The organism is Photobacterium damselae subsp. damselae (assembly GCF_038086725.1).
Classification (GTDB): Bacteria; Pseudomonadota; Gammaproteobacteria; order Enterobacterales; family Vibrionaceae; genus Photobacterium; species Photobacterium damselae.
In genome coordinates this window covers 2,330,516-2,353,190 of sequence record NZ_CP146970.1, presented here as the reverse complement: position 1 = coordinate 2,353,190, position 22,675 = coordinate 2,330,516, and the positions used below count along the sequence as shown (strand labels likewise).

Annotated in this window: 20 protein-coding genes; 10 read left to right on the top strand and 10 right to left on the bottom strand. The window is 41.0% G+C overall.

What is annotated here, in order from left to right; all coding sequences use genetic code 11:
• Positions 1 to 58: 58 nt before the first annotated feature.
• Together WAX86_RS10450 and gap are read right to left on the bottom strand one after the other, a co-directional pair.
• A complete protein-coding gene (locus tag WAX86_RS10450; RefSeq protein WP_065171086.1) occupies positions 59 to 934 on the bottom strand; it encodes a D-hexose-6-phosphate mutarotase in 876 nt (291 codons plus the stop codon).
• 323 nt (positions 935 to 1,257) lie between these two features.
• A complete protein-coding gene (gene gap, locus WAX86_RS10445) occupies positions 1,258 to 2,253 on the bottom strand; it encodes a type I glyceraldehyde-3-phosphate dehydrogenase (RefSeq protein ID WP_044174993.1) in 996 nt (331 codons plus the stop codon).
• Between the two features lie 337 nt (positions 2,254 to 2,590).
• Between gap and msrB the strand changes: the two genes are divergently transcribed.
• Complete coding sequence (gene msrB / locus WAX86_RS10440) at positions 2,591 to 2,986, top strand: peptide-methionine (R)-S-oxide reductase MsrB (RefSeq protein ID WP_341488759.1); 396 nt, start codon at positions 2,591 to 2,593, stop codon at positions 2,984 to 2,986.
• A gap of 74 nt (positions 2,987 to 3,060) precedes the next feature.
• Here the strand turns inward: msrB and WAX86_RS10435 are convergent, their stop codons facing one another.
• Positions 3,061 to 3,912, bottom strand: a complete 852-nt coding sequence (locus tag WAX86_RS10435) for a DUF2989 domain-containing protein (protein WP_081313157.1) — start codon at positions 3,910 to 3,912, stop codon at positions 3,061 to 3,063.
• A gap of 202 nt (positions 3,913 to 4,114) precedes the next feature.
• Between WAX86_RS10435 and WAX86_RS10430 the strand changes: the two genes are divergently transcribed.
• The gene (locus tag WAX86_RS10430) at positions 4,115 to 4,399 is read left to right on the top strand and encodes a YeaC family protein (protein WP_044174998.1); all 285 of its coding nucleotides are present in this window, start codon (positions 4,115 to 4,117) and stop codon (positions 4,397 to 4,399) included.
• Positions 4,400 to 4,475: 76 nt separating this feature from the next.
• Here the strand turns inward: WAX86_RS10430 and ansA are convergent, their stop codons facing one another.
• Both ansA and sppA read right to left on the bottom strand, forming a co-directional pair.
• Positions 4,476 to 5,489: an asparaginase gene (ansA, locus tag WAX86_RS10425; protein ID WP_065171085.1), complete on the bottom strand. Its 1,014-nt coding sequence runs from the start codon at positions 5,487 to 5,489 to the stop codon at positions 4,476 to 4,478.
• 267 nt (positions 5,490 to 5,756) lie between these two features.
• Positions 5,757 to 7,610: a signal peptide peptidase SppA gene (gene sppA / locus WAX86_RS10420; RefSeq protein WP_341488758.1), complete on the bottom strand. Its 1,854-nt coding sequence runs from the start codon at positions 7,608 to 7,610 to the stop codon at positions 5,757 to 5,759.
• A 270-nt stretch (positions 7,611 to 7,880) separates the two neighbouring features.
• On the opposite strand from sppA, the gene WAX86_RS10415 reads away from it, so the two are divergent.
• The 4 genes from WAX86_RS10415 to mnmH all read left to right on the top strand — a co-directional run bounded on the left by WAX86_RS10415 (position 7,881) and on the right by mnmH (position 12,836).
• The gene (locus WAX86_RS10415) at positions 7,881 to 9,893 is read left to right on the top strand and encodes an NADPH-dependent 2,4-dienoyl-CoA reductase (RefSeq protein ID WP_341488757.1); all 2,013 of its coding nucleotides are present in this window, start codon (positions 7,881 to 7,883) and stop codon (positions 9,891 to 9,893) included.
• Positions 9,894 to 9,958: 65 nt separating this feature from the next.
• Positions 9,959 to 10,507, top strand: coding sequence for an NAD(P)H nitroreductase (locus WAX86_RS10410; protein WP_065171082.1), 549 nt, complete (start codon positions 9,959 to 9,961; stop codon positions 10,505 to 10,507).
• Between the two features lie 200 nt (positions 10,508 to 10,707).
• Entirely contained in the window at positions 10,708 to 11,742 is a 1,035-nt protein-coding gene (gene selD / locus WAX86_RS10405; protein ID WP_065171081.1) for a selenide, water dikinase SelD, read from the top strand.
• The gene (mnmH, locus tag WAX86_RS10400; protein WP_341488756.1) at positions 11,742 to 12,836 is read left to right on the top strand and encodes a tRNA 2-selenouridine(34) synthase MnmH; all 1,095 of its coding nucleotides are present in this window, start codon (positions 11,742 to 11,744) and stop codon (positions 12,834 to 12,836) included. Before selD ends, mnmH begins: the two co-directional genes overlap by 1 nt.
• 92 nt (positions 12,837 to 12,928) lie before the next feature.
• Here the strand turns inward: mnmH and WAX86_RS10395 are convergent, their stop codons facing one another.
• A complete protein-coding gene (locus WAX86_RS10395) occupies positions 12,929 to 13,768 on the bottom strand; it encodes a glucosaminidase domain-containing protein (RefSeq protein WP_341488755.1) in 840 nt (279 codons plus the stop codon).
• Positions 13,769 to 13,932: 164 nt separating this feature from the next.
• Here WAX86_RS10395 and WAX86_RS10390 point away from each other — a divergent pair, with 164 nt between their 5' ends.
• Positions 13,933 to 15,921, top strand: a complete 1,989-nt coding sequence (locus WAX86_RS10390) for a DNA topoisomerase III (RefSeq protein ID WP_341488754.1) — start codon at positions 13,933 to 13,935, stop codon at positions 15,919 to 15,921.
• Between the two features lie 41 nt (positions 15,922 to 15,962).
• On the opposite strand, the gene WAX86_RS10385 is transcribed toward WAX86_RS10390, so the two are convergent.
• Entirely contained in the window at positions 15,963 to 17,585 is a 1,623-nt protein-coding gene (locus WAX86_RS10385; protein WP_237035190.1) for a GGDEF domain-containing protein, read from the bottom strand.
• 250 nt (positions 17,586 to 17,835) lie between these two features.
• Between WAX86_RS10385 and WAX86_RS10380 the strand changes: the two genes are divergently transcribed.
• Positions 17,836 to 18,096 carry a hypothetical protein gene (locus tag WAX86_RS10380; protein WP_075984910.1) on the top strand — a complete coding sequence of 87 codons (261 nt, stop codon included), beginning with the start codon at positions 17,836 to 17,838 and terminating at the stop codon, positions 18,094 to 18,096.
• 40 nt (positions 18,097 to 18,136) lie between these two features.
• Here the strand turns inward: WAX86_RS10380 and WAX86_RS10375 are convergent, their stop codons facing one another.
• Both WAX86_RS10375 and WAX86_RS10370 read right to left on the bottom strand, forming a co-directional pair.
• Complete coding sequence (locus tag WAX86_RS10375) at positions 18,137 to 20,005, bottom strand: DUF3413 domain-containing protein (RefSeq protein ID WP_341488753.1); 1,869 nt, start codon at positions 20,003 to 20,005, stop codon at positions 18,137 to 18,139.
• A gap of 47 nt (positions 20,006 to 20,052) precedes the next feature.
• Complete coding sequence (locus tag WAX86_RS10370; protein ID WP_005298347.1) at positions 20,053 to 20,271, bottom strand: DUF1414 domain-containing protein; 219 nt, start codon at positions 20,269 to 20,271, stop codon at positions 20,053 to 20,055.
• A 76-nt stretch (positions 20,272 to 20,347) separates the two neighbouring features.
• Here WAX86_RS10370 and yejK point away from each other — a divergent pair, with 76 nt between their 5' ends.
• Together yejK and WAX86_RS10360 are read left to right on the top strand one after the other, a co-directional pair.
• Positions 20,348 to 21,361, top strand: coding sequence for a nucleoid-associated protein YejK (gene yejK / locus WAX86_RS10365; protein ID WP_044175024.1), 1,014 nt, complete (start codon positions 20,348 to 20,350; stop codon positions 21,359 to 21,361).
• Positions 21,362 to 21,659: 298 nt separating this feature from the next.
• Complete coding sequence (locus tag WAX86_RS10360) at positions 21,660 to 22,025, top strand: nitrous oxide-stimulated promoter family protein (RefSeq protein ID WP_080551711.1); 366 nt, start codon at positions 21,660 to 21,662, stop codon at positions 22,023 to 22,025.
• 155 nt (positions 22,026 to 22,180) lie between these two features.
• Here WAX86_RS10360 and fldA read toward each other — a convergent pair whose 3' ends face one another.
• Positions 22,181 to 22,669 carry a flavodoxin FldA gene (gene fldA / locus WAX86_RS10355; RefSeq protein WP_106339275.1) on the bottom strand — a complete coding sequence of 163 codons (489 nt, stop codon included), beginning with the start codon at positions 22,667 to 22,669 and terminating at the stop codon, positions 22,181 to 22,183.
• Positions 22,670 to 22,675: the final 6 nt, after the last annotated feature.

Below are 22,675 nucleotides of genomic sequence, written 5' to 3'. Positions count from 1 at the left end.
GATAATAAGCCCCTAAAAATAATAAATATTCTTAGGGGCTTACTCTTTTCTGAGGTAATTATTTTACAACAGAGATGATCGTACTTAGGGTATGTGCTTGATTAGGCTCTAGGGTTACACCTTGTCCATGAATCGTGGATTCAACACAGACCATGGTCTCATAGCTATCGTCAGCCATATCGCCCATACTGATAGACAATTCTTGCCAAGGGTTCCAAATTACAGCAGCATTATGACCTTGGTTTTCAACGTTAATCTGGCGTTGGTTAGCTTTATCATCAATGGTAATGATGTTATTTGGTTGTGTGTAAACGCGGTCAGTTTCTGCTTGGAAGGTTAGTTCACTGTCACCATGGCAGATAGCGCCATCTTGAGTGCTATCTTGATATTCTTCCCCCATACCAGTAATTGCAATTTGCTTAATATTCGCAATATCAAAATAGGTATGAAGCGCGCCACCGTATGACCAAGTTTGATTGTCTGTATTTGTGGTAGTTAGGTGAACTTTTAGTTCTCGTCCCATTTCAAAGATCAAACGGTTATGGAATTTATGAGGCCAAATCGCTTGAGTTTGTTCGCTGTCTTCTAGAGTTAAGCTAACGATAACACCCTGATCATTTTCGCGGTGTTGCTCTAACGTCCACTGGCTATTACGAGCAAAACCATGAGAAGGTGTGCCTGCTTTGCCAAACCAAGGCCAACAAACTGGAATACCACCACGAATTGCTTTTGCTGGATCAAACTCTGCTTTTTCGCTTAGCCAAATAACATCTTTTTCAGCGGCAGGTTTAAACCAAATTAGGTGACCGCCATGCAGTGAGATACCAGCTTCTACCATCGGATGGTTAATTCGTACAATATGAATGCCTTGATAATCGCAGATGGTTACAGCATCTGATAGGGCATTGATAATAGGTAAATTTCGCAGATTCATTGGTTTATTCCCTAATAAACAAATATTGGATTTATGTTTATCTCTTCAAGACCTTAGATTGAATAAAAATGGACTCTTTCGTAGCAAAGCATCAATACAATAGTTACTTATTTTGTGTTGAAAATTATATCTTAATATTAAGATTTATTTGTTAAATATGTGAAGGAAGCGTTCTTGTTTTCTCGTTAGTCTCTTACATGATTTGTCATCAAACTTGATGGTTTTGGGTTATTAGCCACAGTTAAAATGTTAAACCTAAAACTTACATACAAAAAAGGCGACACCGAAGCGTCGCCTTAACTCTAGTCTAATGACTTCACAAATTACTTAGAGATGTGAGCGATTAGGTCTAGAACTTTGTTTGAGTAACCGATTTCGTTATCGTACCAAGATACAACTTTAACGAAGTTGTCAGATAGTGCGATACCTGCAGCTGCGTCGAAGATAGAAGTACGAGTGTCACCGTTGAAGTCAGTAGAAACTACTGCATCTTCAGTGTAACCTAGGATACCTTTTAGAGAACCTTCTGAAGCTTCTTTCATTGCTTTACAGATAGTTTCGTAAGAAGCACCGTTCTTAAGGTTAACAGTTAGGTCAACTACAGAAACGTTAGCAGTTGGTACGCGGAAAGCCATACCAGTTAGTTTGCCGTTTACTTCTGGAAGTACAACGCCTACAGCTTTAGCAGCACCAGTTGATGATGGGATGATGTTCTGAGAAGCACCACGACCACCACGCCAGTCTTTAGCAGAAGGACCATCTACAGTTTTTTGAGTTGCTGTAGTTGCGTGAACTGTAGTCATAAGACCAGATTCGATGCCGAAGTTATCGTTAAGAACTTTAGCGATAGGTGCTAGACAGTTAGTAGTACAAGAAGCGTTAGAAACGATGTCTTGACCAGCGTAAGTCTCGTGGTTTACACCCATAACGAACATTGGAGTTGCGTCTTTAGATGGACCAGTAAGAACAACTTTCTTCGCACCAGCTTCGATGTGCTTACGTGCAGTCTCGTCAGTTAGGAATAGACCAGTTGCTTCAGCTACTACGTCAACGTTGATAGCATCCCACTTAAGGTCAGCAGGGTTACGCTCTGCAGTTACACGTACAGTTTTGCCGTTAACGATTAGGTTACCGCCTTCAACTTCAACAGTACCGTTGAAACGGCCGTGAGTTGAATCGTACTTAAGCATGTATGCCATGTACTCAACATCGATAAGGTCGTTGATACCAACAACTTCAATGTCGTTGCGCTCTTGCGCTGCACGGAAAACAAAACGACCGATACGGCCGAAACCGTTAATACCTACTTTAATTGTCATTACAGTTGCTCCACAACTTAATTTCTAATGAAAGATAACTGGTAGTAAAATTACAGAATCATTCGTGAGCCTGCAAGCAAAAAAACAATTTAAATTGCTTGAGGTCAAAAAAATATTCGGATTTTTTTTACATTCCTACTACAACGACGTTAATTTATACAAATATTGTGTAAATATCCATCGCAACCGTTGCTATCTTTTAATATCAAGATCAAAAACAGTAAACTGTGTTTGACACTAAGAAAAATCCTTCGAGCAGAAAGTATGTGCTACATAATGATGAAATGCCAACTTTATTTACTGCTTAATAAGAAATGGTCATACAGAAGGTTACTATATGAACAATAAAAGTCAGGCTGAATGGAAAACAATTCTCAGTGATGAAGAATATCGAGTTTGTCGAGAACGAGGTACCGAAGCGCCTTTTAGTGGGGCACTTCTTCATAATAGAGAAAGCGGTATCTATTTTTGTACATGCTGCCGTAGCCCACTGTTTTCGTCGGTAAATAAGTACGACTCTGGTTGTGGGTGGCCGAGCTTTGACGCTCCCGTTGATGCTCAAGCAATTCGCTATTTAGACGATTTTAGCCATGGAATGCAGCGGATTGAAATTCGATGTGCCAGTTGTGATAGTCACTTAGGCCATGTATTTCCTGATGGACCTAATACAACGGGTGAGCGCTACTGTGTTAATTCGGTTTCCTTAAAATTCAATACTCAATCTGATGAATAAAAATGGTTAGTGCTCTAACTATTTTTATTTGTATTGGTAATTAAAAAAATCACGTAAATATTCAAAAAAAGTGTCTATGTATTTTTAAACGTAGGCACTATCAATAATGCAGGTTCAAAGTTTCCAGCTAATAAGCTATTAACAACTTTATCTACAACTTTATCTAATGTTGATATTTCCTTAGAGCTAAAAGAGAAGTGCTGTTCCATTCGCTGATCAGACACATCAAATAATTTAAGTTGTTGTCCTGTTTGGGTCCAAATATAAGCTTGAATCAGATCATTTTCTTGAAATGCGTAAGTGGCTAAGCCTTGAATCAGTTGTGGTTGAATGGTTTCGTTTGGCTCTAAATAGCTCAGTGCTGCAAGTAAGTGTTGTTTGGCTTTGTTTGAATTTTTCTGCTGTGAATAGTACGCAGCATAGCCAAATTGCAGGGTTGCGGTTTTAACCTGTTCACTGTCTTCTTGTTTTAAAAATTGCTCTAGCGCATCTTGGCTTCCTTGGGTCCAGCGATAGTAAAGAACATTAGGATCATAAGAGTTTAAGAGCTGTTCCATAAGTTTTTGTTCTGATTGGTAACTTTGGTGCAATTTATCAATACGATATGTTTTCCGCTCTTTCATATCAATTGGCTCTATTTGAGCTGCAAACTCTAAACAAAGCTGATATTTCTTTAGATCTTTGAGTTCTTGTAGGCGTTCAAGATCATTAGGCACTGATAATACGCGATTTCGCTGCCAAATAAGATTGGTTCGCTGGATCCGACACTGTCCATCATCAATATTGAGATCGTGACAGAGTTGCGGCTTTTCCTGACAGAGTCGATCGGTTGTTTTATGGCGTTCAAAACAGCCTTGTAGCGGAAGAATGCATAAACAAACAGCGGTAATTTGATAGAGTGAATAACGATCAGTCGAGAAGCGCATAGAACAAAACATATTTATAAGGTAATCAGTAACACTATGCCGTTATTTTTTATTTATGCCTAATAGTGATTGATGTAAAACAAATTTTTTTAGATCTTGATACCAGAGTTGTGAGTTAAGTGGCAGTTTAGGTGGTGAACATTGATCTTTTATGAAGGTGGGATAGGCTGAAATAAGGATCACAATAGAGAACGACTAGAATATGAATATGGACAGTTTACTGGATGCCATGACCCCTGATGTTTATGAGCAACTTAGCCGTGCAGTTGAAATTGGTAAGTGGGCAAATGGGGTTCAACTCACCGATGAGCAACGATCCAATGCAATGCAGGCTATGATGATTTATCAATCTCGATTTAATCAAGAAGCTCAACATATGACAGTTGCCCAAGGTGGCGAACTTAAAATAAAAACCAAAACTGACTTTCAGCAAGAGATAAAGGGATTAGATAACTCTAAAGAGATTTTCAGAGCGAAGCTTGAGTGATAATGAGGTTATATTGCTGGTAGAAAAAAGCCGAGTGTGTTGACTCGGCTCAATGTTGAAATCGCTAATCGGTCAATTAGTGTGTTAACTCACCACGTAGATCTTGTTGCATTAAGGTTCGTATACTTTCGACTGGAAGATCTTGGCTAAGTAAGAAATGTAATTTAGCAAGAGCGGCTTCAGGAGTCATATCATAACCACTGAGTACGCCTGCATCGGCAAGAGCACAGCCCGTTGCGTATCCTCCCATATTCACTTTACCCGATAAACATTGGGTTAAGTTCATAACAATGACACCGCGATCGCTGGCTTCTTTTAGTTGCTCTAGAAGCTCTGGGTTCTGTGGCGCATTACCAACACCAAAAGTTAATAAAATCATCGCATTAACTGGTTGGCGCAGTGTGTTTCTGATCACCTCTGGCGAGATCCCAGGATACATAGTAATTACACCGATAGGTTGGGGAATAATATTATGTACTTTAAATGGGCCTTCCGGTTTTTTATTGATCTCTGCAATGTTACTAACAGAAATATTAATACCAGCTTCTAGTAGTGGCGGTAGGTTAGGAGAAATAAACGCTCCAAAACCGTCTGCGTGAGCTTTGGTACTGCGGTTACCTCGAATTAACTTGTTATTAAAGAATACTGTAACTTCATTAATTGGATAGTTTGCCGCAATATGCAGTGCATTGAGCAAGTTACTTTGGCCATCAGAGCGTAGTTCAGCAAGAGGAATTTGAGAGCCTGTAACAATAACGGGCTTATCTAGATTCTCAAACATAAATGACAGAGCTGATGCCGTATACGCCATGGTATCGGTACCGTGAAGAATGACAAAACCGTCATACTTGTCATAATTTGCTTTGATATCGTCAGCAATGCGTTGCCAATCAGAAGGCGTCATATCCGATGAATCGATCAATGGCGCGTATTCATGAATCGTAAATTCTGGCATTTCTGCACGATGGAATTCTGGCATGCTGGCAAGCTGTTTTTCCATAAAACCAGCCACAGGGATATAGCCGTGATCTGACTTTTGCATGCCGATGGTGCCACCAGTGTAAGCAATGTAGATATGTTTTCTTTCCATTATCGTGTACAGAATTATTGAGATTAGATGGGCGCATTATACTGAAACAGAATGAAGATGCGAGGGAAGTTGTTTGCGCTAGCTCAATAGAAGATGGGAAATGTGATCGAAGATGACAACGCTGGATTTGTGTTCAAATACGATATTTATCTTTGATATGAAGCGAAAGAACCCAGACATAATGCTGGGTTCTTGGTGATGTGGTCTTTCCTAAGTGTGGTTCTAAATTAAGCTAACACTTTGAAGTTACTTAGGGATAAAACATCATTAATTGAAAGTACCGCAGTTTAAGCAGAACGCATATTGACCTTTTGGATCGTTAAAGTTTGCTAACGAGGTTAGATCGGCACTGATTTTTTCAGTAACTGGAGTAATCGCTTTTGGCATATCACCCAAAACCATGGTCAATAGCTGTGTCTTTGCTTCAGTCGTAAATTGCTGCAAGAACATTTCCATTGGGCTTAATGGTTGTTGCATCCATTCAATTTGGTAGTCATTGATCTTAGCAAGATCAACTGCTGCACTGATTGCTGTGTCAAAATCACCTAACTCATCAACGAGCCCTAAGCGCTTCGCATCGGCACCAGTCCAAACTCGACCTTGAGCAATCTTATCCACTTGAGCCAGTGACATATGACGGTATTTGCTAACCAGACCGATAAAGCGTTGGTAACCGTGATCAACCCCTAATTGGAAGATCTCTCCAACGCCTTGAGGTAGCGCGCGAGTCACACCAACACCAGCAAACGGTGTTGTACCCACACCATCATTATAAATACCTAGCTTATTGAGGCCTTTTTCAAATGTCGTCATCACGGCAAAGATACCAATAGAACCTGTAATTGTGGTTGGGTTGGCAATGATTTTATCGGCACTTGATGAGATCCAATAACCACCAGAAGCGGCGACACTCGACATAGAGACCACAACAGGTTTTCCAGCTTTTTGTAATGCGTCTACTTCATTTCGAATTAACTCTGAAGCAAATGCGCTGCCTCCTGGGCTATCTACGCGAAGAATTACTGCTTTTACATTGTTATCAAATCGAGCTTCTCGTAATAATTCTGCGGTTGTATCACCGCCTGTGGTTCCCGGACGTTGAGGACCATCAATGATTGCGCCACTTGCGATTACTACGGCAATTTTGTTCTTCGACGGTACGTTAATGTCGGTCAAACTTGCTAAGTAATCGTAGTAACTAATTTGATTAAAGTTATGGTCTTGGTCAGTACCAAATGTTTTTTCAAATTCCTGTGTCATTTCAGGATGAGTCATTAAGCTATCGACTAATCCCAGTTTAACGCTCAATTTGGCAAAATCACCATCAACTGATTTTAATGCAGCAATAAAGTCAGGCAGTTTTGGTGTGAGCTCAGCGGCATCAATATTACGGTTTTTAGCGACATCACTGGTATAAGCTTGCCATAACTGGTTAAGCCATGCTGTGTTTGCTTCTTTTGCTGCATCCGACATGTTGTCACGAATATAAGGCTCAATTGCTGATTTATAAGTACCCACTCGGAAGACATGAGTTGTGACGTCTAACTTCTCAAGAAGGCTCTTATAGTACAAGGTATAGCTACCATAACCGGTTAAGAGAATTGCCCCATCTGGAGACATAAAGACTTTATCTGCATAACTGGCTAGATAATATTGGCTTTGAGAAAAGTTATCGCCGTATGCATAAACCGGTTTGCCTGATTGTTTAAAGTCTGTGATGGCTTTTGCGATGTAACGAAGTTTAGTGAGGCTGGTTTCTGGCATATTTTGCAGGTTCAGCACTAACCCTTTAATGTCGTTATCACCGGAAGCTGCACGAATCGCTTCAACAATATCAAACAGAACATTTTCTTGTTGTGGCTCTTTACCCATCGCTTCGCTTAATAAGCTATCGATCGGATTGACCGGATCTTTTTGCTCCACAATAGGGCCTGATAAGTCAAGAACAAGAGCGCCAGGTTGTGGTTGTGTCTCTGTGTCTTTATCACCTTGGTAAAACGCAAAAAATAGTGCGCCAACCAGAATTAAAAAGATCAGGTTTAGAACAAGCTGACGAGTAAAGCTCAGAAGATTCCATATCGCTTTACAAACTCGACCAATTCCTTTGAAGATGGTTTTCATGAATGATCCCAATACTGATGTTAACTCTATTACTCTAATATTTTGTTATATCCTAACTTACTCCCTAGCGAATTACAGTTTTTTTAAGTATTACAAATCAATTGCAATTTATTGATGGTTTGATTGAACACTTGCTAAGTTGTGAGCTCGATATAAGTCTCTCTTCATAGATTACTTTAAAATGTTTCTTAAATGTAAATAAATGTTTGAAAATTGTTCTTATTTTGGTCTACACTGGTCAGACCAATACTATAAAGAGAAGCGGAAGCCATGGACGATAAAGCATACCCTCATCTATTAGCACCGTTGGATCTTGGTTTTACGGTACTAAAAAACAGAGTCTTAATGGGCTCAATGCACACCGGGCTGGAAGAGGCTCATGATGGATTTAAAAAATTGGCTGCTTTTTATGCTGCTCGCGCTAAGGGGGGAGTAGGATTAATTGTTACAGGAGGGTTTTCTCCTAATTTTCGAGGCCGATTACACCCATTAAGTGCCGAGTTTAGTTCTGCTCGGGCGGCTCGTGCTCATAAGACAATAACCGATGCAGTACATGAAAATGGCGGTAAGATTGCGCTTCAATTATTGCATGCTGGACGTTATGCAATGCATCCTTTTGCGCAAAGTGCATCGGCTATTCGAGCGCCTATTTCTAAATTTACTCCTTCAAAAATGAGTGAGCGTCAGATTCTGAAAACCATTGATGCTTTTGCCAAGAGCTCGGAGTTGGCACGAGAAGCTGGTTATGATGGTGTCGAATTGATGGGATCTGAAGGGTATCTCATTAATCAGTTTATTTGTGCGCGTTCCAATACTCGTTATGATAGTTGGGGGGGCGAATTTACTAACCGTATTCGTTTTCCTATCGAGTTAGTGAAAGCAGTAAGAGAGCGGGTTGGCTCTGATTTTATTATTATTTTTCGTCTGTCGATGTTGGATTTGGTTGAACAAGGCAGCACCCATCAAGAAGTTATCGAGTTAGCTCAAGCTTTAGAGCAAGCTGGCGTGACAATTATTAATACGGGGATTGGTTGGCATGAAGCGCGAATTCCCACTATTGCAACTCAAGTTCCTCGTGCTGCTTTTGCTTGGGTCACCGAAAAACTCAAACAGCATGTTTCGATTCCACTGGTGACTTGTAACCGAATTAATACACCACAAGTGGCTGAAAATATTCTCAGTCACGGTCAAGCTGATATGGTGTCTATGGCTAGACCTTTTCTTGCCGATCCTGACTTCGTTAATAAAGCCGAGCAAAACCACGCTGAAGATATCAATACCTGTATTGCCTGTAATCAAGCATGTCTTGACCATGTGTTTGCGGGGAAACGCGCCAGCTGCTTAGTGAATCCTCAAGCGTGTTATGAGACTGAATTAATCTTATCGCCAACAGAGAAAAAGCGAAATGTCGCCATTGTTGGGGCTGGTCCCGCTGGTATGGCATGTGCGATCGCTTTGGCTGAGAGGGGATTTTCTGTCGATTTACTTGAGAAAAATGAGTTTGTTGGTGGGCAATTTAATCTTGCTATGCAGATCCCTGGTAAAGAAGAGTTTAAAGAAACCATTCGGTATTTTTCTCGTCGATTAGAACAAATGGGCGTGAAGGTAAAACTGGGTCAGGAAGCCACTCTAGATGGATTAAAAGCGTATGACGAAGTGATTATTGCAACAGGAGTACAGCCTCGAATACCTCCTATCCCTGGAATTGATCATTCGAGTGTGATTGATTATCAAAGTTTTATTCGAGATAAGGTCTCTGTTGGGCAAAGAGTTGCGGTGATTGGTGCCGGTGGTATTGGGGTCGATGTTGCCACGTTTTTAACTGAGCCAGAAAATCAAACCTTAGAAGCATGGTTAAAAGATTGGGGCATTGAGCAGAGTATTGAGCACCCAGGTGGTTTATTTCCTTATGATGATTATGTCAGTCAGCGCCAAGTTTGGTTAATGCAGCGGAAAAAGGGCAAGGTAGGCAAAGGCCCTGGGCGAACAACGGGCTGGATTCATCGTCGGACATTAGAAAAGCGCGGGGTTGAGCTATTAGGTGGTGTTAGTTATGACCTTATTGATGATCAAGGTTTGCATATTACCGTTGAGGGCCAGCAACGAATTTTAGCTGTCGATAATATTATTATTTGTGCCGGGCAGCGCTCTGTCGATGGTTTAGTTCAACCTTTGCAGGAGCTTGGGGTGAATGTGCATGTGATAGGAGGGGCTGATCATGCTGGCGAGGTTGATGCTAAACGTGTGATTCGCCAAGGGGTTGAGTTAGCGGCTAAGTTGTAGTGCATCTTAGTGAGCTTGTGATATCTTAAGCAAGATAAATAGAATCATTTTCATTCGAGGTTGTTATGGATGCGCTAACACTACTTTTAAATCGTCGTTCGTTGCCACGCTTGGCTGAACCAGCACCATCTGGTGAGGCGTTGGAGAATATTCTTCGAGCGGGTTTGCGCGCCCCTGATCATGGCGGTTTAACTCCATGGCGCTTTATTGTCTCTCAAGGTGATGGTTTGCAAAAATTGGCGGATATTTTGGTTTCTGCTGCCAAGGCCGATGAATTAGACGATTTTGTCATTGAAAAAGCATCAAATGCACCATTTAGAGCTCCAATGGTGATTACTGTGGTAGCAAAAGTTACCACGGATCATAAAGTGCCAGTCTTTGAACAGCATCTGTCTGCCGGGTGTGCTACGCAAGCGATGCAAATGGCGGCAGTGGCGCAAGGTTTTTCTGGTTTTTGGCGTACTGGCTCTTGGGCTTATCATCCAGTGGTGCGTGAAGCATTAGGTGTTCAAGGTGAAGATATGATCGTGGGCTTTTTGTATCTAGGTACCCCCTCATGCCGAGAAGCCAAAGTGCATGAACAAGACTTAGCTAAGTTTGTTGAATACCTATAACGTCTATCGAAGAGAGTCTTATCGCCAATTTTCGGGTAAATTTGTCCTGAAAATTGGCGGTTTTATTATTTTTGCTGCGTAATTTATCTCTCTTTGAGATTTATCAAACTATTCAACTTACTTGATTCCCATGTAAAGGTGACAGATCTTGTTGGCAGGAGTAGAATCTTCCGCTCTGTAAAATTTATCTGGAGCGCTGCATGGAAAATGTTCGCCTAACCCAATACAGCCATGGTGCTGGATGTGGTTGTAAAATTTCTCCTCAGGTACTTGATACCATCCTTCGTACTCAAATTGCCCCATTTGCTGATCCAAATCTACTTGTTGGCAATGAAAGCAAAGATGACGCAGCCGTTTACGATCTTGGTAACGGTACTGCAGTGATCAGTACGACTGACTTCTTTATGCCAATTGTTGATGACCCATATGATTTTGGTCGTATCGCGGCAACGAACGCAATCAGCGATATCTATGCGATGGGTGGCAAGCCGATTATGGCAATTGCAATCTTGGGTTGGCCTGTCAATGTTCTTGCCCCTGAAATTGCACAAAAAGTGATTGAAGGTGGCCGTGCAGTTTGCCGTGATGCTGGCATCTCTCTTGCTGGTGGTCACTCAATCGATGCTCCAGAGCCTATTTTTGGTTTAGCTGTAACAGGTATTGTTGATACCGATCGCATTAAGCGTAATGACAAGGCTGAAGCAGGTTGTAAATTGTTCTTAACCAAACCTCTTGGTATTGGCGTATTAACCACAGCTGAGAAAAAGTCTAAGTTAGCAGAAGAGCATAAAGGTCTGGCTCGTGACTGGATGTGTAAGCTGAATAAACCAGGTGCTGATTTTGCTGATGTTGCTGGTGTGAAAGCGCTAACTGACGTCACCGGTTTTGGTCTGCTTGGTCACTTAAGTGAGATCTGTGAAGGCAGTGGCGTAAAAGCAAAAGTATGGTTTGATCAAGTACCTCATCTTCCTGGTGTATTTGACTATATCGAGCAAGGCTGTGTTCCTGGTGGTACTGAGCGTAATTTCGCAAGCTATGGCGATAAAATTGCACCAATGACAGCAGAGCAAAAAGCGCTACTTTGCGATCCTCAAACATCGGGTGGTTTACTACTAGCGGTTGCTCCTGGCTCTGAAGATGAAATTGCGGAAATCGCAAAACATCATAATATTGAGCTTCAAGCGATTGGTGAACTGTTTGAGCAAGATGGCTCTGCACTGATTGAGGTTTGCTAATGTCACGTCCAAACTGTGAAGATTTTCGTCAACTATTTGTCAATGATGTACCGTTAATGGATATGCGAGCTCCGATTGAGTTTGAACAAGGGGCATTCCCGATGTCAACCAATCTTCCATTAATGACAAACAGTGAGCGAGAAGCGGTAGGGACTTGTTATAAAGAGCAAGGACAAGACGCTGCAATTGCATTAGGTCATGAATTAGTTTGTGGTGATGTTAAAGCGCAGCGTGTTGCTCAATGGAAAGCATTTTGTAAAGCAAATCCAAATGGTTATCTATACTGTTTTCGCGGTGGTCAACGTTCGCAAATCACACAACGTTGGTTAAAAGAAGCTGGAATTGATTACCCTTATGTTGTTGGTGGTTACAAAGCGTTGCGCCGTTTTCTGATTGACACTATTGATCAAGTGGCTGAAATGCCAATGTTGATTGTTGGTGGTAATACAGGTAGCGGTAAAACGATTATGGTTAATGAGCTGGCAAATGGTATTGATCTTGAAGGTGCCGCTCATCATCGAGGTTCATCATTTGGTCGTTTTGCTACAGAGCAACATACTCAAATTGCGTTTGAGAACAATCTTGCAGTGCAGATGTTCAAGAAGTTAGATCGCGGCATGACCAGTTTTGTGTATGAAGATGAAGGTCGTCATATTGGTTCAGTAAATCTTCCTGTTTCACTGCACGAACAGATGAAACAAGCGAAAGTTGCGGTGGTCCAAGATCCTATGGATGTCCGTTTAGAGCGCTTGATGGATGATTATGTCATTCGCATGCAACGTGATTTTGTCGCATTACATGGCGAAGAAGAAGGATGGTTTGAATTCTCTGAATACTTATCACATAGCATGATGGGAATTCATCGTCGCCTTGGTCATGAGCGCTATGAACAACTGGTTGAAGCACAAAAACAAGCTGTGGCTCAGATGCGAGCAACGGGTTCTGTTGATGGACACTATGCATGGTTACAACCGCTACTTGAGCAGTACTACGACCCAATGTATACCTATCAATTAGAGAAAAAAGCGGAGCGTATTGTGTTCCGTGGTGATTACCAAACCGTGAAAGAGTGGTTAGAAGCGCAAGCTAAGTAATCGTCGCTGCGTTTACAGCTGAAATATTAAAGACCTTGTTACTCATTTTTATTGGTATGAGTAACAAGGTCTTTTTGTTTTCAAGGGTTATTTTATGGCGTAGGCTCTTTTTTCGGCACTTCAGGAACCAACATAAAATGCCCATCTTGGTGTAATATCGTATTAATTTCTTCGATATAGCGCTGGCCAATTTGTGAGTAATGAATCAGTTCTGGTGCTAGAGCTGTTGCTGTTAATGGCTGGCCTTTTGCTCGAAGTTGTGCTCGTTTGTCGCGTAGCGGTTGGAATTCTGGGTTGGTATTCATATTTAAGAAATAGGCATCAACCGCGTGTTGCAATGAATTAAATCGAGCCACTTCATGATAATTTTTACTGTCTTTCTCTTCTAATGGTGCAAGGCCACAACCTGGGCTGTAACACCACAGACCAAAGTAGTTATCACCCTCAACAGCAAAGCGAGATGTTCCCCAACCTGATTCAATAGCGGCCTGGCTCAATACCAATGGCACGGGTAAAACATCAACCCGATCGAGTAACCCGGTTAACCATTGTTGTGAAATTGGCTCCGATGTCTTTTCATCATGAGCTGGCATTGGCCATGCATAATGATTGGATAGTCGGATCAGAAAAGCATTTTTCTCAGTCATCTTCTCTGGTTTTTTCATTAGAGCTAATAAATTCTCACGATCTTTAAGAATCGCGTTGTTCTCTCTAACGATATCTGGGGTGAGGTACTGGAAAAAGGCTTTTTTCTTATCAGCTTCACTATCAATAACGGCAAAGTTGGGTTTGTTATTGAGAATCTGTTCCATCATGATAGGTGAAGGTGCGAGATCCACTTGATGATCGTTGCGCACCTTGGCTTTATAAATAGCGGCGGCACTGACTGCTGCCACTAATGTAATAACGCCTACTGTCGTGATTCTTGTCATATGAAAAAGGGTTTCTAATACAATTTTCGCGATACCTTACGCCTATCGGTAACAAGCTGCAAGTTCTTGTGTTGAATGTACTGTGTTTTCATCCAGTGTTTTTATTGCTCTCATTTAGATATTTCGCTACAGTACACAAATATTAGTTTAGCTCTCATTATCTTATGTCACGTTTATATATCGCAGAAAAACCCAGTTTAGGTCGCGCAATTGCTACGGTTTTACCTAAGCCTCATAAAAATAATAATGGCTATATTGAGGTCGGAAATGGCGATATTGTGACTTGGTGTATTGGTCATTTACTAGAGCAAGTAGAACCTGATGCTTACGATGAACGTTACAAAAAATGGAATCTGGCTGATTTACCCATAGTCCCTGAAAAATGGCAGTTAATTCCTCGCAAGGCGGCAAAACAACAGCTTGCCGTGATCAAGAAATTAGCCAAAAGTGCTACTGAGATTGTCCACGCTGGCGACCCAGATCGTGAAGGGCAGCTGTTAGTCGATGAAGTGATTGACTATGTTAAGGTTTCACAAAGTAAAAAAAATGCGGCACAACGTCTGCTTATTTCTGATTTAAACCCCGCCGCAGTTAAAAAAGCGCTGGCGTCTATGCGGAGTAATAAAGAGTTTATTCCATTATCTGTATCGGCCTTAGCGCGCTCTCGTGCTGATTGGCTCTATGGTATGAACATGACTCGTGCGTATACGCTATTGGGGCAGAAAGGTGGCTATCGTGGCGTATTGTCGGTAGGGCGGGTACAAACACCTGTTTTAGGCTTAGTGACGCGACGAGATGATGAGATTGCAAATTTTATCCCTAAACCTTTTTTTGAGGTATTTGCTCTGATCCCTTATCAAGAACAAGAGATTCGAGCTAAGTGGCAACCAAGTAAAGCTTGTGAGCCATATCAAGATGAAGATGGTCGAATACTGAGTCGTCCTCTGTGCGAAAATGTGGTGAAACGCATTAAGGGCCAACCGGCAACGGTAATAGAATCTGAGCGTAAAGAAACCAAACAAGCGCCGCCGTTACCGTATTCATTGTCAGCGCTTCAAATTGATGCGGCAAGACGTTACAACATGAGTGCGGCAGACGTGTTATCAACCTGCCAATCTTTATATGAAAAACATAAAGCGATCACTTATCCCCGTTCTGATTGTCGTTACTTACCATTAGAACACTACAAGCAAGCCAACAGCGTCAGCCAAGCGATAGGGACAACGAGCCCTGCATTAGCGAATGGCGTTGCACAAGCTAATCTGAGCTTAAAATCAAAAGCGTGGAATGATAAAAAAGTTGATGCTCACCATGCGATTATTCCGACCCCAAAATCTGTGAATCCTCAAAGCTTAAACGGTTATGAGGAGAAGATTTATCAATTGATTGCTCGACAATATTTGATGCAGTTTTACCCTGCGGCTATTTATGCAGAAGCTAAGCTGGTGTTTGATATTGCCAATGGCCACTTTATTGCCAAAGGGCGTCAGTTAATGTCTGGTGGATGGCGAACTTTGTTAGGACGCGATGATGCCACAGACAGCGATGATGCTGGGTTAGCAGATAAAGTTCCGCCGTTGGATAAAGGCACCGTTTTAACTTGTCGTGATGGGGAAATAAAAGACAAGATGACAGAGCCACCTAAAGCGTTTACCGAAGCGACATTACTGCAAGCGATGACGGGAATTGCTCGTTTTGTTTCTGATGCCTCATTAAAGAAAATTTTACGTGATACTGATGGGTTAGGAACTGAAGCAACTCGAGCAGGCATTTTGGATATTTTGTTTAAAAGGCAGTTATTACATCGACAGGGTAAGGCTATTCATGCAACTGATGCCGGTAGAGGGTTAATTTATGCTCTACCTGATGAGTCAACGTATCCAGATATGACGGCTCATTGGGAGCACCAGTTACAAGATATGGCAGAGAGAAACTATGCTTATCAGCCCTTTATGGCAGCATTGACCACTCAAGTGACTCAGCTTATGGAGAAAGTCAAAACCTGCGAGGTGCCAGAGAGCTTACGTTCGTTAACTTCGCCTGAGCCCAAAAAAGGGTTTGGTAAAAAGCGTAGCTATCAACGTAAATCAGGAGCACAAACCAGTAAAAGTGGCACAACAAAAAAACGTACAACACGCCGAACTTCAAAGTAAAGAGAAAGGTTTCAAGTTAGTTGAGGTTTTTTCTTTCAGTGTTAAATAACAAAGTACTGGTCTCGTCCTCTTGATTTAGCTTCGTAGAGGGCGATATCTGTTTGGCGGAAAAATTCTTCCATCGATGTAGCTGCATGAGGGATCTGGCAATGAACCCCAACACTCACGGTAACTACGTCTTTCATATCACGGAGCTCTGTCGTTCTCCTGCTGGTTGTGGGTAATGCTAATTGATGAATTTCATTAATGATGCGTTTTGCTGTATAAGTGGCAGCTGACAGTTCTTGTCCTGGTAATAACAACACAAATTCTTCACCGCCATAACGGGCAAATAGAGCACCGGCTCTTCTTTCTACTGAGTTTAATGTTTTGGCGATTTTACGAAGACATGCATCACCTGCCGCATGACCAAAGCAGTCGTTATAATGCTTGAAATGGTCAACATCAATAATCAATAAGGAAATAGGTAATTGATGGCGTTCAGCTCGTCGCCACTCTTCATCAAATGTGTTATCAAAAACACGACGGTTGGCAACTTGAGTCAATGGATCTTGACGTGACATTTTTTCGAGCTGCTGATTTACTTGTTCTAATTCAGTGGTTCTTTCATGCACCCGTTGTTCAAGCTCTTTGTTGAGTTTCATTAACTCTTCTTCTGCTTGGCGTCTGACGATATGTTGCGAAATAATAAAACCAAGTTGTTGAAAAATATGATTATGATATTGGCGAAGAGGCTTACCTGTAACCAGATTGTCACAAGCTATCCAGCCCACAGGGGCGTCATCATCCCAAAGTGCGATATAGCCACTCCAACCATAACCGACCTGCTTAAGATCGTGATATAACTCTGTATGGGCTTGAATTGCAGTGTATTCACGTTTTGCTAATGTATGACTGGCAAACCATAGGTCTGGTATTTCTGATTCAAAATAGTGTTCATCGACAGTATTTCCATGTAAATCTGAACCATAAGTACCATGCATACGGTAATTATCATCGAAGAGAAAAATAGCCAGTCGATCAATATGAAGCAGTTTTTTTGATTGTTCAACAGCAGTAAATAGCATGGCATCCATACTTTCTGCTCGCCATAACATATAAGAGAGATCATGAAGCGCTTGAAGTTGCTCCATCAGCTCTTTTTGCTCATCTTGCGTAATTTGTAACTCTCGTTCGGCAGTTCTTCTCCCCCAAAGTTCATCAATCATACTTTCACTGACAAAACTGGCATGAACCTCGGCCGATAGTAGTGCAGCAAGAGGAGCAAAATACGTGGCTTCTAGATCAGGTGACTTTGTTAAATCAAACTTCATAATAAAGCAACCAATGATACGAGAGCGACGTTCTAACGGTAAAGAAATATACAATTCGTTATTTTGAACATGGCGTAAAGGCGTATTTTGGCGAAGTGATTTGTTTATTCTGTAGAAGGGGATTGCACCATCATTTTGGAGATCTTGTGGTGGAAAATGATAGTGGATGCCAGTTTCATCCATAACAACTAAGGAAGTCCAACTGTTTTTATATGACACCACTAACTCACATGCCAAAACACCAAAACTTTGTTCTAAGTTTCGGCAAGTTAATTCACATAAAGTGCGAAGACTGTGAGCATGTCCCCATTGCTTAATGATCTCGGCATAAAAAGTTTCAAGATGTTCCATATTCTTTAATTTTATAACTCCAGATTGTACTAACTATAAAACTAATCAAGACCTTAAACCCATATTCTTGGCACAAAAATCGCTTAATGATAGCTTTCTGATGTGAAATTTATTACATATTTATCAGGTTGTGATAGTGCTCTCATCCACTTAGAAATTCATGCATAGATATGAAATTAGAAAGTGCGATAAAGATGATGGTTAAGTACTGATTTCGCTTAGATAAATGGTAGTAGCAGGAAGCAATACCATGAAAAGATTGATTGTAATGACATGCTTAATTTTGACTGGATGCACCACAACGCGCCATGAGCAGTTATCCAATTTGGGATTCACTCGCCATTATTTAGATGGATATCAAGATGGTTGTCACAGTCAAAGGACAAATGGCCAGACATATCATGATGGATATCGCCAAGATCCTGAAAGAATGTATCGAAAATTACGCTATGCGCAAGGTTGGAATGATGGTTTTGAACAGTGTGACGATGATGATGTAAGCTATTATTAATCAAGGCAGCAATAGGATGATTGCTGCCTTGATATGTAGATTAATTGTTATTTGGCTGGTAGAAGCGTTTTAGCTCATGCATTACTTGCATTAGGGTAGAAAGCTTAGGTTTGCCTTCTTCTTTTAGCTGATAGTTAGGGTCATATACCCGATAATTGCCGTATTTATCTACCACTGTTGTATTATTTTGTCGAACTACAACGATATTCTTATCATCACCAGCAAGTACCCAGCGTCGACTTGGGTCACTTTCAAATAAGCTTACTCCGCTACTGTAATTACTTGGTGTTGAAGCAACATGCAGTACCGACTCCATAATAGTTGGTACGATATCTAAATGACTCGTAATACGGGATATCTGCTGAGCACTATGTTCAGGCCAATGTATGATCAAAGGTACTTTGATCTGATACTGGCTGAAGTTAGTATCTGCTCCCCAAGTATTACTACCTGTTTCATTAAACTCAGTACCATGGTTAGCAGTGATAATAACGATGGTATTATTGAGCAACTCTTTCTCTTTGAGCTGAGTTAGAATCTTTTCAAGCAGCTGATCAACATGAAACGCTGCATTACGATAGCTGTTACGCAATAGTAATGTGGAATCTACATTTTGGTTATGCTTAAGTTTACTACCAATAGATGGACTAAATTTCGCAACATAGCTACCACCTTCTTCAAAATCTTGTACGGCAGTCAGTTCAATATAGCTAAACCATGGCTTATCTGTTTCTTTTGTTAGCCACTGATCCCATTCTGTAATAGCAAGATGATCACTCGGCTTTTCTGAGCGTTCTTTGGCTGTCGTACTTGCATCGATTTCTTGTGGCGTAAAGAGCAAGTCTTGGTAGATCGGTGAATTGAAATCATCGCCACTAAATAGGCCAAAATCATAACCGCGATCAGCGAGAGTATTTAGCAAAATTGGTTGTTTTTTCGCTAATTGCATACTGTTACTGTAGCTACCTGGTAGGCCATAAAATAAGCCGAAGATACCATTACGGTTATTGTTACCTGTGCTGTAGTGGTTAGTGTAATCTAGATTATTTTGCGCAAAACGAGACAAGTAAGGCATCGTTTCTGCATTTACCATGTCGCTGCGTAAGCCATCGATCATGATAAATAGAATATTTTGATTCGTACCCTGATCGCTATAGTTAAGCTTTTCTATTGGATAACGAATTTGGTCGCTTTCATCAACGCCTTGTTTCTCTTGACGTTTTTTATACTCTTGGCGGTCGAGTAAGCCATGTTTCTCCATGAAGCTTTTTGCTGTCATAGGGTAAGAAAGTGGGAAATTCGAACGCTGCATTGTGATGGGATGGTACAAATTAGCATCAGCCCAAATATAGAGCAGGTGGCTTGATAAAAAGCTTAGGCCAAAAATCAGTGCAATAGGACCACCAACACGTTTTCGGCTGAGTTTGCGTAGTTTTCGCCAGATTGTTTCAGATAGAACAAGTTCAAATAAGAAGAAGACTGGAACAACGACAAATAGATACTGCCAACTGGTATTTAAATCGGTTTTTTCACCACTAAGTAGTAAATCCCAAACTAAAGGACTTAAGTGGAGATCAACGGTTTGATAGGCGTGCGTATCCAACAATAAAGCCGTAAAGCCTACTGTTGCGATCAATACTCCAAAAAAGCGCATTACCCGCTGAGAAGGGATAATAAAGCTTGCTGGAAATAAGATCAGAATATAAATAGCAAAAACAAGAAAACCAAAGTGACCAACCCAGCTTAATACTAGGTAAAGTTGACCCAAAATGGTTTCTGGCCATTCAGAATGAATAATATAGCGGGTACCAAGTAGCATTGCCGCGATAATATTAAAAAAGCTGAACCAGTGCCCCCAGCTAATTAGCTGTGAGACTTTGTCTTTGTATTGTGTTCCACTGGTGACCATAAATGTCAGTTCTTCTCAGTCTTCAGACGTTGTTATCACAACGTGAATTAGTCTTTCTTAATTGTTGATTGCAAAGCAAGTGCAAACTTTTCAGCGATGGCTTGGCGTTGGCCCGCTGGAACATTTGAATTGATAACGTTTGTTGCAACATCACCAACGATCATAAGAGCAAGCTCTGGTGATACCTGATTTTTTTCAAGTACATCGAATACTTCATCGATGATTTTTTCAACTTGTTTAGTGCTGTATTTTGAAGTAATTGGCATAGTGTGTCTTGTTTAATGTGAAAGAAAACGACTTATGATACCCTAGAGTTCGGTATTACTGAAAATCTTTTGCATTATGAGCCTAACTCTTTCTAACGTTATCCTGCATCAATTAGCGAAAAATGATCAAGATGAATTGGTTGTTCACCTTAGAGATCAAGCACTTGATGATACTCCTGCAACTCAAGATTTTGTTGCAGAATTACACCGTGTATACAGTAGCAAAGGGGCAAAAGGTTTTGCTCATTTTGCTGATGATAGTGAATTTTCCCATTGGCTGAAACAGTATCGCAATGGTGAGATGGACTTTCTTACATTTTCTAACCAATCTGCTGAGCGTCTTAAAAACGAATTAATCAAATACCCATTTGCTGAAGCGGGTACTTTGGTGATGACGCAATATCAATCATTGGCTACAGAATATCTGTTTATTGGTCTTCTACCGACTGTTCACAGTATGAAAGTTACAGAGCAACTAGATATTAGCTCGACCGATTATCTTGATGTGAGCAAGATGGATATTGTGGCACGTATTGACCTCTCTGCTTTAGCAAGTGACCCTGAATCTAAGCGTTACTTAACGTTTATTAAAGGTCGTGTCGGACGTAAGATTGCCGATTTCTTTTTAGACTTTATGCAAGCTGAAGTTGGTTTAGATGTTAAAGAACAAAACCAAGTCTTAATGCAAGCGGTAGAAGATTTTTGTAACGATTCTCGCTTAGATAAAGAAGAGAAGCAGCAATATCGTAAACAAGTTTATGACTATTGTAATGGTCAACTCCAATCGGGCGATGAGGTCACGATTAAAGAACTTTCTGGTGAGCTACCAACAACAGATGAAGGAACTGATTTCTACTCGTTTACTTCACAACAAGGTTATGAGCTAGAAGAGAGCTTCCCAGCTGATCGTACTTCGATGCGTAAATTAACCAAGTTTGTTGGTTCTGGCGGTGGTTTAACCATTAACTTTGATGCGATGTTACTGGGTGAGCGTATTTTCTACGATCCAGAAACCGATACTTTAACGATTAAAGGTACGCCTCCAAACTTAAAAGATCAGCTAAATCGACGTCTAAATAACGACAACTAAGCTTTTCTTTCTGCTCTAACTTATTGAAGCCATTTGGTTTAACACCAAGTGGCTTTTTTTGTATCGTTTATTTGCCACTAAGTTGGAGTTATATCTTCAAAGTTAACTTGAAAATAGGCGTAAAATTGTATGTTGGATATAAAATTGGGTTTTTAATCTGTTATTGCCGCTTTAATTTATTTTGACTGGTGTTTTCATTGGGTAGTGTTGGTTATTTAGAGCACAAAGCTATATCGATTGGTGAAAATTGACTTTAATCAAGTTTTTTAAGCTTAAGCGGCGGATAATAGCCCGCACTATGATAGTTCTCAATAATCATTCAGTTCGTTCGCAACGTGAACTGAACACAGTGAAAGCGATGATTCGCCTATATTGTAAAACGTTGCATCGCGGGGCAATTGTTTGTCCTGAATGTGAAAGTCTTATCGAGTATGTAGAAAACCGAGTTGCTGGATGCCGGTTAGGAGGTGAAAAGCCAAGTTGTGCGCAGTGTATTAGTCCCTGCTATCAACCAGCTAAAAGGTTGCAGATGCTGCATGTGATCAAATGGTCATATCCACGTTTTCTGTGGCGTCATCCGCTACGTGCTGTTCGTTATAAAATCGATTGTAGTCGTGGTTCGCATTTATGCGACGGCCGCAACGAAACAGCCAAAATAACTTAGCGCGTTTTATTAGACATTTTTTACTGAGTTATTTTGTTTAAGATTCAGAAAGGCACAAAGGCTACCTAGATTTAATGATTATTAAACCAGGTGGCCTTTTGTGTATTTAAAGTGTCGGTAATCTGAATTGGCTTTATACCGACCTTTTTAATTGTTTATACTAGTTGTAATTGCTTCAACCATGCATCAATACGCGCTTCTGTAAGCTCTGATTGGCGATCGGCATCAATGGCTAACCCAACAAACTGTTCACCGCGTTGGGCGCGAGAATCATTGAACTGATAGCTTTCAGTTGAGGTAAAGCCAACTAGCTCACCGCCTGCTTGCTCAATCAATTCGGCTAAATCGCCCATGGCATCTTGGAAACTGTCAGGATAATCCACTTGATCGCCTAGACCAAATAGTGCAACTTTCTTACCCGCTAAATCCATATCTTCTAGTGTGGGAACAAAGTAATCCCAATCGGGCTGCATTTCGCCATAGTTAACAGTAGGTGTACCTAGAATCAGTAGGTCATAGTCATCAAAACTGGTGTCATCACAATCTTGGATATCTTGTGCGGTTAGGTTGAGTTTATTGGCAATAAGGTTTGCAACTGCTTCTGTTTGACCTGAATCACTACCAAAGAAAATACCGATATTCATATATTG